General features: G+C 65.2%; 11 protein-coding genes and 1 pseudogene. 1 reads left to right on the forward strand and 11 read right to left on the reverse strand.

From position 1 onward, the window contains the following. Positions 1–29 precede the first annotated feature (29 nt). Positions 30–3,218: a BREX system ATP-binding domain-containing protein gene (locus tag QA642_RS30780; protein ID WP_283080203.1), complete on the forward strand. Its 3,189-nt coding sequence runs from the start codon at positions 30–32 to the stop codon at positions 3,216–3,218. Here QA642_RS30780 and QA642_RS30785 read toward each other — a convergent pair. From QA642_RS30785 to QA642_RS30835, 11 genes and pseudogenes are all read right to left on the reverse strand, one after another. Next, positions 3,172–3,594: pseudogene (locus QA642_RS30785) on the reverse strand (CoA transferase). The gene QA642_RS30780 and the pseudogene QA642_RS30785 overlap by 47 nt on opposite strands. A 78-nt stretch (positions 3,595–3,672) precedes the next feature. Beyond that, positions 3,673–4,827 carry an acyl-CoA dehydrogenase family protein gene (locus QA642_RS30790; RefSeq protein ID WP_283080204.1) on the reverse strand — a complete coding sequence of 385 codons (1,155 nt, stop codon included), beginning with the start codon at positions 4,825–4,827 and terminating at the stop codon, positions 3,673–3,675. Between the two features lie 31 nt (positions 4,828–4,858). After that, a complete protein-coding gene (locus QA642_RS30795; protein ID WP_283080205.1) occupies positions 4,859–6,358 on the reverse strand; it encodes a tripartite tricarboxylate transporter permease in 1,500 nt (499 codons plus the stop codon). Positions 6,359–6,370: 12 nt separating this feature from the next. After that, the gene (locus QA642_RS30800) at positions 6,371–6,838 is read right to left on the reverse strand and encodes a tripartite tricarboxylate transporter TctB family protein (protein WP_283080206.1); all 468 of its coding nucleotides are present in this window, start codon (positions 6,836–6,838) and stop codon (positions 6,371–6,373) included. Next, entirely contained in the window at positions 6,835–7,617 is a 783-nt protein-coding gene (locus QA642_RS30805) for a carboxymuconolactone decarboxylase family protein (protein WP_283080207.1), read from the reverse strand. The genes QA642_RS30800 and QA642_RS30805 overlap by 4 nt, the downstream gene beginning before the upstream one ends. 13 nt (positions 7,618–7,630) lie before the next feature. Beyond that, complete coding sequence (locus QA642_RS30810) at positions 7,631–8,404, reverse strand: SDR family oxidoreductase (RefSeq protein ID WP_283080208.1); 774 nt, start codon at positions 8,402–8,404, stop codon at positions 7,631–7,633. Between the two features lie 10 nt (positions 8,405–8,414). Further along, positions 8,415–9,440, reverse strand: a complete 1,026-nt coding sequence (locus tag QA642_RS30815; RefSeq protein ID WP_283080209.1) for an acyl-CoA dehydrogenase family protein — start codon at positions 9,438–9,440, stop codon at positions 8,415–8,417. Between the two features lie 40 nt (positions 9,441–9,480). Beyond that, complete coding sequence (locus QA642_RS30820; RefSeq protein WP_283080210.1) at positions 9,481–10,251, reverse strand: SDR family NAD(P)-dependent oxidoreductase; 771 nt, start codon at positions 10,249–10,251, stop codon at positions 9,481–9,483. After that, a complete protein-coding gene (locus QA642_RS30825) occupies positions 10,251–11,438 on the reverse strand; it encodes an acyl-CoA dehydrogenase (protein WP_283080211.1) in 1,188 nt (395 codons plus the stop codon). The genes QA642_RS30820 and QA642_RS30825 overlap by 1 nt, the downstream gene beginning before the upstream one ends. Positions 11,439–11,514: 76 nt before the next feature. Next, entirely contained in the window at positions 11,515–12,732 is a 1,218-nt protein-coding gene (locus QA642_RS30830) for an ABC transporter substrate-binding protein (protein ID WP_283080212.1), read from the reverse strand. Positions 12,733–12,795: 63 nt separating this feature from the next. Continuing rightward, a complete protein-coding gene (locus tag QA642_RS30835; protein ID WP_283080213.1) occupies positions 12,796–14,919 on the reverse strand; it encodes an acetate--CoA ligase family protein in 2,124 nt (707 codons plus the stop codon). Position 14,920 lies beyond the last annotated feature (1 nt).

The following is a 14,920-nucleotide window of genomic DNA, read 5'->3' on the forward strand; positions in this document are numbered from 1 at the left end:
GGGCATCCGTCGACGTGGATCGTCAAAACGTGTCGCTCGAAGCTGTGAGGAACGACCCGGAAAGGCGTCAGCTGACCGTCATGTTTTGCGATCTCGTCGGGTCGACGGCGCTGTCCGCGCGGCTCGATCCCGAGGACATGCGTGCCATTATCGGTATCTACCGCAAGGCTGCCGCAAAGGCCGTTCAAGATCACGATGGGTTTATTGCGAGATTTATGGGAGATGGCATTCTCGTCTATTTCGGCTACCCACAGGCGCATGAGCATGACGCCGAAAATGCGGTGCGAGCTGGACTAGCCGTCACGGAAGTCGCGCCCACACTCGAGAATGCGTTCGGCGAAACGTTGCATGTGCGAGTTGGTATCGCAACCGGAATTGTGGTCGTCGGGGACATCACCGAGGCGGGCGAGTCGCGTGAGCGCGATGTTGTTGGCGACACGCCGAACTTGGCTGCTCGTCTGCAAGCCATAGCGAAACCGGACAGTGTCGTAATTGCTGCATCGACGCGCCGTCTGATCGGCAACCTCTTCCAGTTGAATGACTTGGGCTTGCAGGACCTGAAGGGTCTATCAGGAGGGACAAGAGCCTTTCAGGTAGTTCGCGCCCAGTCCGTCGAAAGTCGCTTCAAGGCGATGCGTGGGACGCTGACCCCGCTTGTCGGACGCGACAGGGAGACCGAATTGCTCACCCACCTCTGGGAAAAAGCAAAAGAGGGTCAGGGTCAACTCGTGCTTCTCTCCGGTGAACCCGGCATCGGAAAGACTCGGCTGGTGGAAGTGCTGAAGCAGCGCGCGCGGGCGGAGGCTGCAGCGTGCAGCGAGTTTCAGTGCTCGCCCGAGCACCGAAGCACCGCACTCTACCCCGTTGTCGATTTTCTTCGGCGTCTCATGCGATTTCACGAGTGCAGTTCGCCGGAGGAGAGACTTGCGCGCCTGGAAGCCTCCTTGGCGGGTTACAAATTTTGCGAGCCCGAAGACGTATCTCTGATGGCAAATCTGCTGTCCCTGCCCGTCAGCGAGAAATACCCCACCCCCGCCGGCAGCCCCGCCCTGCTGAAGCGCCGCACTTTCGACGGGTTGGTTGCGTGGCTTTGCGAAAGAGCAGCGGAGGATCCCCTGCTGAGCATCTGGGAGGATCTCCACTGGGCTGATCCGTCGACCCTGGAGTTGCTCGGCTTGCTGATCGAGCGCCTTCCCAAGGCCTCGATTATGGCAGCCTTTACCTATCGCGGCACGTTTGCTCCCCCTTGGTCGAAACCGCCGCACGTCACCGAGCTTGTGGTGGATCGGCTCGACGACTCGGACGTGGAGTCGATGGTCCGTGTGCTCGCCCAGGTTCGCCATTTGCCGCCACTTGCAGTGAGGCGCATCGTCACGAAGACGGATGGCGTGCCCCTGTTCGTCGAGGAACTGACAAAGATGCTGCTGGAAACCGGGGCTCTGCAGCAAGCCACGGCCATTCATGAGGCGAGCGGTGACCTCGCGGATACTGACGTCCCATCGACTTTGCAAGACTCCCTCATGGCACGACTGGACCGGCTCGAGAGCGCGAAAACGGTCGCCCAGGTAGGCGCGACCATCGGTCGGGAATTTACCTATGCGCTTATCCGCGAGGTAGGCGAATACGACGATCCGACGCTCGAGCGCGAACTTAGGCGACTCTGTGACACAGACCTACTCCGCGAACACGGGGTGCCGCCCTCATCGCGGTACACGTTCCGGCACGCGTTGATTCGAGACGCTGCCTACAACTCTCTGCTTAGAAGTCGCAAGCGCCTGGTGCACCGTAAGGTGGCCGAGGTTCTCAGGACCAGAGAGGGAGTCGAGCAGAGCCATCCTGAGCTGTTGGCGCATCACTTCGCAGAAGGCCAAATGCCGGAGATCGCGATCGACTACTGGCAAAAAGCAGGCGAACAGGCCGTGCGCAGGTCGGCCAATGCTGAAGCGGTCAATCACCTGCAGGCAGGCCTGGAGCTGCTACGCAAGCTTCCTCCATCGGCGTCTCGCGACTCCAAAGAGCTTTCTCTCCAAGTAGCGCTTGGCGCGCCATTGATCGCGGCCAAGGGCTTCGCCTCGGCGGAAGTGCAAGGGATATTCACGCGCGCGCGAGAGCTGTGCGGTGTTCTACAGGCGACTGGCGACCTTTTCCCGGTCTTATTCAGGCTACGATCCTTTCACCTCGTGAAGGGAGACAGCCAGACCGCTTACGACCTCGGCAAAGAACTCGTAGAGCTCGCTGAACGTGTGAGCGACCCCGACCTCCTTGTCGAGGCGTACTACGCGCTGGGTGCGGCCATTTACTACATAGGCGACTTTCCGTTGGCGCTTCAGGAGTTCCGGCGCATGGAAACGTTCTATGATGCCGATCGCCACGGTGCTCATGCCTATCTCTATGGACAGGAGCCTGGAATGGCCTGTTTGGCGTATCAGGCCTGCACTATGGCTTACATGGGACAACCGGCCGACGGTCAGCAAAAGCTGCGGGCCGCCCTGGCAATCGCCGAGAAGGCAAATCATCCCTTCAGCCTTGCATTCTCGTGGACGTTCGCTGCGTGGTTCTATAGCGTTTGCGGCCACGCGCCGCGCACGCAGTCTTGCGCCGAGACCGCGATCTCAGTCTCCACCAAATATGGTTTCCCATTTTGGCGCGCGATGGCCACCAACTTTCTTGGCGGAGCGCTCACCGAGCAAGGTCGTCCGTCGGAAGGCCTTGAACTGCTCCTGCAGGGCATCAACGGTGTTCGCGTGACCGGGTCCGAGCAGGGCAGCGTCCTATGGTTGCGGTTGCTGGCGCGCGCGTATGGCGCGCTGGGGCGCCAAGCCGATGCGCTGCGATCGATCGAGGAGAGCATCGCGATAAGCGAATCTCAGGGCGATAGAAATTTTGATTCAGCAAGTATCCACCGCGTGAAGGGAGAGCTGCTGCTGGCGCGACAAGAGCGCCCGGCAGACGCCGAGATTGCGGAGGCACTGTTCGCCCGTTCCCTCGAGCTGGCGCAGCGTCAGGGAGCGCAGCTCGCCGCCCTGAGCGCGGCAACCTGCCTCGCGCGGCTCTGGAGCGCGCGAGGCGACACGGAAGCCGCGCAGCACGTCCTTTCGGAACAGCTTGAGGGCGTCGCCTCTGCTAAGGGGGCGGCCCGCCTGACGGTCGTTCAAGCGGCGACAGCTGCGCTCAAGGCGCTCGGGGAACCGTCCAGTAAGCGGGGATATATGAGCTGACGGCCCATCGCCTCGAAAATCCGCGCGAAGCTAGGCCTGTCGCGATACGGCCGATCCTGGTCAAACGCGGTCGCGCGCAGGATGACGAGACGCGGCGGGATCTGCCACAGCACCTCTTTCGACAGCCCCAAGGGTCGAGCGTGCCGGGGCGGAAAATTCTCGATCAGCACGTCGAATTGCGGCAGCATCCGCTTGAACAGCGCGACACCTTCCGGCTTGCGCAGGTCGAGCGTTGCGAACTTCTTGTTTGCCAAAACGGCTTGCCGTCCTTGAACGGTGGAAAGGCGCGCACGCCGTCGCCCTGCCCCGGCATCTCGATCTCGAGCACCTCGGCGCCGTAGTCCGCCAGCAGCGTCGCGGCGAGCGGCGCAGCCACGATGGTCGTGATGTCCAGGACCTTCAGTCCTTTGAGCGGGCCGCTCGTCTCAATTCCTCGAAAATTTGAACCTGCTTCTCACACCGCGTCCCGCAGCAGCAGGCGCGCGATGTTGAGCTGGTGGATCTGGCTGGTGCCTTCGTAAAGCCGGAACAGCCGGACGTCCCTGTACCAGCGCTCGATCGACGAGTGATCGGCGATATAGCCGGCGCCACCGAACATCTGCAGGCAGCGATCTGCCACGCGGCCGCACATCTCTGTTGCGAAATATTTGCACATCGATGCTTCGAGCGCGACGTCCTCGCCACGATCGCGTTTGCGCGCGGTCTCGAGGATCATCGACTGCGCCGCGAAGATCTCGGTCCGGCAGTCCGCGATCATCGCCTGCACCAGCTGGTAGTTCGCGACCGCCTCGCCGAACTGAACCCGGCTGGTGGTATGGCGGATGGCCATGTCGAGCATTCGGATCGCCGGCCCGGTCGACAAGGCGGCCAGATGAATGCGCTGCTTGTTCAGCACCTTCATGATGGTCTTGAAGCCCGCGCCTTCGCGGCCGCCGATGAGATTGGCCGCGGGCACGCGGCACTGGTTGAAATAGACCGCGCTCACGGGCGAGCCCGCCTGCCCCATTTTGCGATAGGGCGCGCCGGTCGCAAGGCCTGGGCTACTGCGCTCGACGATGAAGGCCGAGACGCCGGCAGCGCCTTTCGACTGCGGATCGGTTCGCGCGGTGACGGTGAAGACGTCGGCGACGGGTGCGTTGGTGATGAAGCACTTCTCGCCATCGAGAACGTAGTGATCGCCCTCGCGGCGAGCGACGGTCCGTACGTTCGAAGCCTCCGAGCCGGCATCGGGCTCGGTCACCGCGAGGCAGCCGGTCCATTCCCCGCTGGCAAGGCGCGCCAGATAAGCCTGCTTCTGCTGCTCGGTGCCATCGGCGACAATTCCCTCCGAACCGATGCCTGTGTTGGTGCCGACGCGGGCGCGAAAGGCGACCGAACATTGCGACAGCTCGAACGCGGCAAGGACGAGCTCCTCCGTGGTGAGCCCGGCTCCGCCATAGGCCTCGGGGATGCTCCAGCCGAAGAAACCCTCCTCGCGCATGGTGGCGACTATGTCCGCTGGGACCTCATCGCCGCTTTCGACACGCGCCTCGGCCGGAATGGCGATGTCGCGGACGAAGCGGCGGACACGCTCCAGCAGGGCTTCGAAGGCAGCAGGTTCACGGATCACGGCAGAGATTTCCCGGGGCGTCTCATGCATCTCATTCCTGGAGCGCCTCCTCGCGCCGGGCGCGGATCGTCGGCAGCATGATCAGAAGGACCGCGATGGCAGCGGCGGCCAGCAGGCTCGCCGAGAGCGGAGACGTGAGCAGCACGGTGGCATCGCCCCGCGACAGCACCATGGCGCGGCGGAAGTTCTCCTCGATGGCCGGACCCAGCACCAGGCCCAGCAGCAGCGGCGCCGCAGGCAGTTGCAGCTTGATCAGGATGTAGCCGAACACGCAGAACATTGCGGCCTCATAGACCTCGAACGTTCCGCTGTTGATGGAATAGACGCCGATCGAGCAGAACACCATGATCGCAGGAAAGAGAAAGCGATAGGGAATGGTGAGCAGCTTCACCCACAATCCGACCAGCGGAAGGTTGAGGATCAGCAGCATCAGATTGCCGACCCACATCGAGGCGATCAGGCCCCAGAACAGGGTCGGGTTCTTCGTCATCACCTCTGGGCCCGGATGGATGTTGTGGATGTTCATGGCACCGACCATCAGGGCCATCACGACGTTTGACGGCACGCCCAGCGTCAGCAGCGGAATGAACGAAGTCTGGGCTCCGGCATTGTTGGCGGATTCCGGGCCGGCAACGCCCTCGATGGCACCCTTGCCGAACTGCTCGGGATGGCGCGACAGCTTCTTCTCCAGCGTATAGGACGCAAAGGACGACAGCACCGCGCCGCCGCCGGGCAGAACGCCGAGCAGCGTGCCGAGCGTCGTGCCGCGCAGCATCGCCGGCACCATGCGGCGGAAGTCGTCGCGGGTCGGAAACAGGTTGGTGATCTTCTGCGTCACCAGCGACAGCTTGTCATCCTGCTCGAGATTCTTGACGATCTCGGCGAAGCCGAAGATGCCCATCGCCAGCGGTACGAAATCGAGGCCGTCGAACAGCTGGGGAATGCCGAAGGCAAAGCGCTGGCTGCCGCTGTTGAGGTCAGTGCCGACGAGGCTGAGGAGCATGCCGAGCACGACCATGCCGATGCCCTCGATGAACGGTCCGCTCGAAAGCACCGAGGCAAGGATGAGGCCCAGGATCATCAGCGCAAAGAATTCCTTGGGGCCGAACAGCAGCGCAGTCGCGGTCAGCGGGCCCGCGAGCGCCGCAAGAGCGAGCGTCGCCACACAGCCAGCGAAGAAGGAGCCGATCGCCGCGGTCGCGAGCGCCACGCCCGCGCGGCCTTGCTTCGCCATCTGGTAACCGTCGATCGTGGTGACAACGGAGGAGGACTCGCCGGGAAGATTGACCACGATGGCCGTGGTCGAGCCGCCATACTGCGCGCCGTAATAGATTCCGGCGAGCATGATCAGCGCGGCGTCCGGTTGCAGCGCATAGGTGATCGGCAGCAGCATCGCGATGGTCGCGAGCGGCCCAAGGCCCGGAAGCACGCCGATCAACGTGCCGAGCAGGCAGCCGAGAAAAGCGTAGAGCAGATTGGCGGGCTGGGCTGCCGTCGCAAAGCCGATCGCCAGATTGTGGAAGAGATCCATCGACCCGCTCGGTCAGTTGAGGAGTGAAGGCCAGACGGGCAGTTGCAGTCCGAGGCCGTAGACGAAGACGGCCAGGCACAGCGCGATCAGCACCGCCGCATTGGTCAGCGCGCCCGTCCAGGTGAATTCGGGACTGGCTCTGCTCGACACCATGATCAGGGCGAACAAGGCGCCGACCAGACCGAGCGGAAACAGCAGGGCTCCGAACAGCACCACCGATCCGGTGATCCAGGCGAGCCCTTTGAGATCCCATTGGCGCAGCGCCTCCCGGCTTGCGCCCGGCTTGATCGCCCCGAGCATCACGACGAGACCGATGGCGGCGAGCCCGATCGCGAGCATGCGCGGGAAATAGCCCGGCCCCATCTTCGCGGCCGTGCCGGCGGGGTATTGCAGCGCGACCACGAAAAAAAAGATCGCAATGGCGAGGAACAGCGCGCCAGACGCGAACGCCCGCTGGTTGCGGATCGCCAATCCCTTCATTCCGCTCCTCCTGCGCCGGCCCTGGAGCGCTCGTCGAGGGCTTCCATCAGAACCGGCACGCCAATGGCGCATGCGTGCACGCCGAGATGCGCGGTCATCTGGAGAACCTGCACGATCTCGCGCTGGTCGATGCCGAGCCGCAGGGCGCGCTTGATCTGCACACGCAGCCCGTGCGGATCGAGCGCCGTGAAACAGGCGTTCAATGCGATCGAGATCAGACACCGCGAGCGCTGGTCGAGACCACCTTCGGCGTGGCTGCCCGCAAGCAGATCCAGCATAACGGCGAAATAGCCGGGATCGTGCCGCAGCCATTGCTCACAGAAGTCAGGCCAATCTCCGAATTTCGCCACATAGGCGCTCCGGAGCGCCCTCTGCTCGTCCGTCGGCTCGGGCTGATCGACCGCGAGGCCCGCGCTTGCCAATTCCTCGGCGAGGATATTGATGCCGACGTTGCTGCCGTCGAGCCCCTGCGCCGTTGCGAGCCGGAGCACGTCGATGATCTCCTGCGCCGACGCTCCCGTCTGAAGCGCAAGAACGAGATGCAGCGCGAGGCCGGAGCGGAACAGATGCGTTGCCGAGCCGTCGAGCGCGACGTAGATCAGCTCCCGCATCTTGGACGACAGCGGCCCGTTCTCCGCGGCATAGCCCGCATATCTGCCGTAGGTCTGGAGAAACTCGGGATCGAGGCGCAACAGGCCTTCCGTCCAGGGCCGCCAATAGCCACGGGCCTTGACGTAGGCGTCCTTCAGCGCCTGCTGTTCCGGCGTCAGGTTGGACATCGCGATCGTCCCGTCAAGCAATGTTGGTCAGGGTGATGCCGCCGTCGACGGTGAGCACCTGCGCCGAGATGAAGCCGCTCTCGTCGCCGGCGAGGAAGCAGATCGCCTTGGCGATGTCGTCGACGGTGCCGAGCCGCCCGAGCGGCGTCCGCGCGACCCGGCGCGCATCGAGCTCGGCGTTGCGGTTGCGCATCGTGCCCTCGGTCGGAATCGCCGAGGGCGCGACCGCGTTGACGCGGATGTTGCGCGCGCCGAGCTCCGCCGCGGCAGCGCGCGTGATGCCCATGACACCGGCCTTGATGCCGCTGTAGACGATGCTGTTCTTGGCCGAGATCAGGCCGGCCACCGAGGCGACGTTGACGATGGCGCCGCCGCGCTCCGCATCCATGACCTCCGCGGCGGCCTGGATTCCCCAGATGATCGCCTTGAAGCCGATGTTGAGCATGCGATCGACGGTTTCCGGAGCGATGTCCGGAACGGATTGATAGCGCACCCACGCCGCGTTGTTGACGAGGATGTCGAAACGCCTCTGACTCTCCGCCAATCCGAGAACCGTCTGCCGCATACCGTCGCGGCTGGAGACGTCCTGCGTGACGGCAACCGCGTTGCCGCCCGCTGTCTTGATCGCATCGACCGTTCCGTTCACGAACTCCGGCTTCAGGTCGTTGACGCCGACGATCGCGCCGCGCGCGGCGAGCTTGAGCGCGGTCGCGCGGCCGATGCCGTTGCCGGCGCCGGTGACGAGAGCGACGCGGCCTGCGAGGGTTTGATCCTTGGTCTCGGTCATGACTATCTCCTCACGCTCCCGTCTCTGCGAACGGTGCAATTTCCGACACGTAACGGCGGCCGAATGCGCTGATCAGGCCGCTGGCATCACCCTGTGCCTGGAGTGTGCGGATGCGGCGCAGATGGCGATGCACCGGCACGTCCCATGTGAAGCCCATGCCGCCATGGATCTGCAACGCGCCTTCGCTGATCGAGCTGCCATAGGTCGCCGCAGCCAGGAACGCCGCGTCGCGCTGAACCGGGCCACCGCCCTCGGACAGGCCGCGCGTGATCGCATGACGGATGCTCTCTAATCCGAGTTTCTGGCGCGCCAGCGCATGACGGATCGCCTGATTATAGGACAAGGCGTGACCGAACTGGCGGCGCGTCGAGGCATGCTCCTGCGCGAGCGCCAGGCACGCCTCGGCCGATCCCAGGATGGCGGCGGCGCGGAGCAAATTGGCGTCGGAGTTGAGCCCGTCCCATGTGCCGACCGGCAGGACGGAGCCGATGGGAACTTCGACTTTCTCGAGCCGCACCACATGCTCCGGCACCGTCAGGTCGAGGCCAGCCGCGTCCTCCACCAGGACGCCTTTGGCCTTGGCCGGGATCAGCGCCGCGGCACCGCCACCCATCCGTACCAGGATGTGGTCGACGGTCGCCGCGCACGGCGCGCGCGCGATCGTGCCGCTCAGCGTCAGCAATCCGCCCTCCCGGTCGGCGATCGCCTCGCCCTGCCAGGCGATCGTCGCCAGTCTCTCGCCGGACACGATCGCGGCGGCAAGACGCGTCAGCGACGACTGGAGCAGCCGGCTGACGAGAATGGTCTCCAGCAGCGGAAAGCCGAGCAATCCCGAATGCGCAGCCGCGATCACCGGCACCGCGAAGCCGAGCGGGAGGGCGAGCCCGCCCACCTCCTCATCCGCGATGACGCCGAGCAGACCGTCGCCGGCGAGATTGCGCGCCTGTTCGCGAACGTCCAGGCCCGCGCATGCGGTCACTGCGCGTGCCGCGGTTGCCGCGAACTCGGCGGGCTGAAGTCCTTCGACCATGCTCATCGTCGTCCTCTTCTAGAAACCTTGCGACTACAATCGTTCACTAGGCGAGATACCCGCCGTCGACCGGCAGGATGACGCCGTTGACATAGGATGCCATCGCTGATGCCAGAAAGATCACGGGTCCTGCGATCTCGTCGGGCTGCCCTACGCGCTTCATCGGGGTGCGCGCCATCAGGCCGGAGAGCCGCGCCGGATTGTCGCGCGTACTTTCGCTCATCTCGGTCGCGATGATGCCGGGCGCAACGGCGTTGACCCGGATGCCGTCGGGCGCGAGATCGCGGGCAAGTGCCTGCGTGAACAGCCGCACCGCCCCCTTGGACGGCGAATAGCCGAGCGCACCATTCATGCCGCCAAAGGCCGCGACCGAGGCAACGTTAATGATGGACCCGTGCGTCTTGCGCAACGCGGGGATGAAGGCATGAACCACGTTGAAGGTGCCGTTGACGTTGACGTCGAAGACCTGGCGCCAGTTCTCATGAGCGCGCGGACTGTCGATCGGCTCGCGGATGATGATCCCGGCATTGTTGACGACGACGTCGGCGGGGCCGATCTCCTCGTCCACACGCTTCGCCAACTCGCTGCAGGCCGCAGCATCGGTCACATCGAGCGCGCAGGCGAGCGCCTCCTTGCCCACGTCCCTGATGTCGCGCGCGGCGGACTCTGCCCGGTCCTGCCGCAGATCGGTCACGACCACCTTCGCGCCGGCAGCGGCGATGCCGAGCGCGATTGCACGTCCGATCCCCGCCCCCGCCCCCGTCACCACGACGCGGCGATCGTGCAGCAGGCCCGCGACCTGACCCTGCGCAGCCATTATTTGCCTCGCGACAGCTGGAGGATCCGGTCGGCGATGATACCGAGCTGAATCTCGGTGGTGCCGGCGTAGATCGTCTCGGCACGCGCCTGGAGATAGATGGTCTCGAAGCGTCGCCGTGCCACCTTGATCGCCGGGTTCTGCGGCAGTGAGGCCTGCGACAGCAGCTCGATCGCGAGCGCAGCGAAGCGCTGATGCGATTCACTCCAGTGTAGCTTCGCAAGACTGCCGCGCGCCCCGATCTTGTCGCCGCTCGCGAGCGCCTCGACGGCGGTCTCGACATGCGCCTTCAACACCTCGATCTCGACTGCGACCTCGCCGAGCCGGACCGCATAGTGCCGGTCCGCGACCATCGCCGACAGCGCCGGATCGGTCTTGCTGGCGGCGATCAAATGGCGCAGCTCGTTCTCAAATCGCCAAGCGCGATACATGCGGTTGGTCGCGCGCTCGATCTCGAGTACGCGGATGGCCGCAGCCCAGCCCTCGTCGGGCGCGCCGATCGCATCCGTCTGGGCAACTTCGACCTCGTCGAAGAACACCTCGCAAAAGCTCTCGCGGCCGTCGATCGATTTGATGGTACGCACGCGTACGCCCTTGGCATCGAGCGGCACCGCGAACATGGCAAGGCCGCGATGGCGGTCCTCCAGCGGTCCGGTGCGCGCGAGCACCAGGCAGCGCTGGGCGCGATAGGCGCCGCTGGTCCAGATCTTCTGGCCGTTGATGCGCCAACCGTCGCCATCCCGCGTCGCGCGCGTCCGCAGGCCCGCAAGGTCGGAGCCGGCCTCGGGCTCGGAGAAGCCTTGGCACCAGATGTTGCGCATCTCGAGGATCGCCGGCAGGAAGCGCCGCTTTTGCTCCTCGGTGCCGACGGCCAGGATAATCGGACCGGCAAGCTCCTTGCCGATCGAGTTGACGCTCTCCGGCATCGCAAGCCGGCCGATCTCCTGATTGGCGATGAGGTGTTCGCGCAAGGAGCGGCCGTGCCCGCCATAGGCCTGCGGCCAGGTGATGCCGGTGAGGCCGGCGCGGTACATCGCCGCCTCCCAGGCGACGGACTGCTGCAGCGTAGGCGCGGCGAACGCAGCGCTGTCGCTGCGGAAGCTGGCGGGCAGATTGGCATGCAGCCAACGATGCATCGCATCGCGATAGGCTTCGCCCGTCAGGTTCTCGCCTGCGACGGCTTGCATCGATACCGCTTCTAGTACACTCATCGCCTGCTTCCCGCTTTCGCCATCCATGCCGGCCTGTCCGGCTGCCTGTTGCTCACTGCGACTTGAGAAGGTCGCAGGCGCTCTCCGGCGCCGGCCGCCACGCGTCCTCGGGCGCGATCGTGCCGGTGATCTCGTAATAATCGTAGGTGTATTTGGATTCCGCCGGCGTCTTGATCCGTGCGACATAGAGCGGGCGCATCACCTGGCCGTCGGCCCGGATGCTGACGTTCTTCATCTCGAAATCGTTGACCGGCGTGTTCTTCATCTGCCGCATCACGGCCTCGCCGTCGTCGGCGCCCGCGGCGGCGACCGCCTTCAAATAATGCGTGATGGCGCTGTAGGTGGCCGACTTGCCCTCGTTGAGCAGCTGGCCGCCCGTCGCCTCGGCGTAGCGCTTGGCAAAGGCCCGGCTCTCCGGCGTCATGTCCCAGTAGAACGGAGTCGTCAGCCGCACGTTCTGGAGGTCTTTCAGGCCAATCCCGTGAGTTTGGCTGATCATGAGGCCGAGCGGAACGAGCAGCTGCGACTTGGTCAGCCCGAACTCCTGGGCCTGCTTGATCGCATTGGCGAAATCAGAGCCCGAATTAGCGAGTGCGATCGCCTTGGCGCCACTGGCCTGCGCCGTCAGCAGGAACGAGGAGAGATCCGACGCATTCAGCGGATGCAGCACCGAGCCGACCACCTTGCCGCCGCCGGCCTTGATGAAGTTGGTCGCGTCGGTCTGCCAGGCCTTGCCGAAAGCGTAGTCGACGGTCAGGAAGAACCAACTGTCGACGCCCTGCGCGAGCAGCGCCTTCACCGTGGCCTTGGGCTGGGCATAGGTATCGACCACCCATTGCGTCGTCATCGGCGAGCATTTGTCGTTGGTGAAGAACGAGCCCGCCGTGCCGGCCAGCATGTAGGGCCTCTTGCGGTTCTTCATGATCTCCTGCACCGCAAGCGCGATCGAGGACGCCGAGCAGCCGACGATGGCATCGACGCCCTCATTGTCGACCCAGCGCATGGCGATGGCGACGCCGACATCGGGCTTGTTCTGGTCGTCGGCGATCACGAGCTCGATCTTCTTGCCGCCGACCGTTCCGCCGAAATCGGCGACCGCGAGCTTGGCCGCAGCGACCGAACCAAGGCCGCAATTGTCGGCATAGGGACCGTTCTGGTCGTTCATGATGCCGATCTTGACGACATCGCCGGAAATGCCCTGCGCGTGCAGGGGCGCATTCGTGAACAGCAACGCCATCATGCCGAGCGCAGTGATCGTCGATCTCTTCACCGTTTCCTCCTGCCTTTCGCGTTTCCTCTGGGCCGGCTTGTGCGGCCTCTTGTGGTCTTGAATTCAGTGCCGTGCCTGCGCGCCGGTCAGAATCAGCAGCGCGTCGAGCGCCACCGCCCCCTCGCCCTCGGTGCGGAGCAGCAGCGGGTTGACGTCGATCTCGGCGACGGTGTCGGCATGCGCTGCGGCAAAACGCGACAGCGCGGCAACGGCCCGGGCCGCGGCGTCGAGGTCGGCGCGCGGCCGGCCGCGCGCGCCGTCGAGCACCGCGAATGCCTTGAGCGATGTCAGCATCGCCATCGCCTGCGCTTCGCTGACCGGAGCCATCTGCACCGCGGAATCCTGGAGAATCTCTGCAAAGATGCCGCCGAGGCCGACCATCACCACCGGTCCGAACACGGGGTCGATGCGGCTGCCGAGGATCAGTTCCGCAACGCCCTTGGCCATCGGCGCCACGATCACGCCGTCGATTGTTGCCTTGGGCGCGCGGGTGGCGACGCGATCGCGCATCTGGGCATAGGCGCGCCGGACATCGGCTTCCGAACCGACGCCCACCACAACGCCGCCGGCCTCCGTCTTGTGCGGCAGGTCGGGCGAGGCGATCTTCAGCACCACGGGATAACCGATCTCGGTGGCGGCGCGCACTGCTGCATCCGCATCCTGCACGAGATGTTCGACCAGCACCGGAACGCCGGCGTCGGCAAGCGCCCGCTTGGCGCCAAGCTCATGGCGGAAAGCGTCTGCCGGAAGCGGCTTCGCCTGCGCGATTGTCGCGGGCGCGTCCTGCGAACGTTGCGATGCGGCCTGCAACCGCACCAACGCGGCAACGGTTGCGCAGCAACCGTCGAAGCTCGCGATGGTCGGAAAACCCAGCGCGTGCAGCTCGGCCAGCGCATCATCCGGGCCGTCCACGCACAGGACGATCGGGCGGTGGGGAAATTGCGCGCGCATGTTGCGCAAGCTGTCCATGTAGATGGAGCGCAGGCGCGGCAGATGCAGCGAGAATGGCAGCGGCAGGATCACCGTGTCGGTCCGTTCGTCCGCCACGACGGCGGTCATGATCTTCTCCAGGAGATCAGGCCGGCTCGACATCTGCGCGGTGGCGTCGACCGGATTGCGGGCCGACGCAAAGGGCACCAGCTCCAGAATCTGGCGTTGCGTCTCCTCGCCGAGCTCCGGCAACGTCAGTCCGACCGACTGGGCGGCGTCCGCAAGCAGTACGCCGAAGCCGCCCGACGCCGTGAGGATCGCGATGTCCGGCCCCTTCGGCAGCCGGTCCGGCAGCAGGATCGACGCGGCATGGCCGAGATCGATCAGCTCATCGATGCTGCGCACCCGCACCGCGCCGCAACGGGCAAACAGCGCGTCGAACACAGCATCAGATCCCGCCATCGCGCCGGTGTGCGAGGCCGCGGCGGCCTGGCCTGCCGACGACGTCCCGATCTTCATGGCGATGACGGGTTTGCCGGCATCACGCGCCTCCTCCAGTGCGGAGATCAGGCGGCCGGCGTCGCGGCACGCTTCGAGACAGCACAGGATCACCTTGGTGGCGGGGTCACGTGCCATCCAGGCAATGCCATCGGCAATGTCGATGTCGCACTCGTTGCCGGTGGTGATGAAGCGGCTGACGCCGACGCCGCGCTCGCTGGCAAGGCGCATGGTGTAGCTGCCGAGATTGCCGCTCTGCGACACGATGCCGAGCGAACCCGCAGCCGGCATGCCGTGCTCGAGCACGATCGAGAAGGTCGCGATGCTCCTCTCGGCGACGCTGACCGCGCCAAGGCAATTCGGCCCAAGCAGGCGCATGCCGCTGCCCCGCGCGGCGACGCGCAGCCGGTCCTGCATGGCGCGCCCCTGCTCGCCGAGCTCGGCAAAGCCCGAGGAGAAGACGACGACGCTGCGGACGCCGCGGGCGACGCACTGCTCGACGGCTTCGCCCGCGCGTTCCGCATCGACCGCGACGATGGCGAGGTCGGGCGCTTCCGGCAGGTCGGCGACGGAGCCGTAGGCTTGCAGTCCCTGCACCGTCGCAGCCTTGGGATTGACCGGATAGATCCGGCCCGCATAGCCGTGGCGGCGCAACAGATCGACCGGCCGCCCGCCGATCTTCGTCGCCTCCTGCGAAGCGCCGATGATCGCGATCGAGCGCGGCGACATCAGCGCGTCGAGACCCTGTCCCGGCCGCATC

Source organism: Bradyrhizobium sp. CB2312, assembly GCF_029714425.1.
GTDB lineage: Bacteria > Pseudomonadota > Alphaproteobacteria > Rhizobiales > Xanthobacteraceae > Bradyrhizobium.

Coding starts and splice junctions, on each gene's coding strand:
- QA642_RS30820 (WP_283080210.1), bottom strand. CDS start 10,251: ATGGCTGCGCAGGGTCAGGTCGCGGGCCTGCTGCACGATCGCCGCGTC.
- QA642_RS30810 (WP_283080208.1), bottom strand. CDS start 8,404: ATGACCGAGACCAAGGATCAAACCCTCGCAGGCCGCGTCGCTCTCGTC.
- QA642_RS30815 (WP_283080209.1), bottom strand. CDS start 9,440: ATGAGCATGGTCGAAGGACTTCAGCCCGCCGAGTTCGCGGCAACCGCG.
- QA642_RS30795 (WP_283080205.1), bottom strand. CDS start 6,358: ATGGATCTCTTCCACAATCTGGCGATCGGCTTTGCGACGGCAGCCCAG.
- QA642_RS30835 (WP_283080213.1), bottom strand. CDS start 14,919: ATGCGGCCGGGACAGGGTCTCGACGCGCTGATGTCGCCGCGCTCGATC.
- QA642_RS30800 (WP_283080206.1), bottom strand. CDS start 6,838: ATGAAGGGATTGGCGATCCGCAACCAGCGGGCGTTCGCGTCTGGCGCG.
- QA642_RS30825 (WP_283080211.1), bottom strand. CDS start 11,438: ATGCAAGCCGTCGCAGGCGAGAACCTGACGGGCGAAGCCTATCGCGAT.
- QA642_RS30805 (WP_283080207.1), bottom strand. CDS start 7,617: ATGTCCAACCTGACGCCGGAACAGCAGGCGCTGAAGGACGCCTACGTC.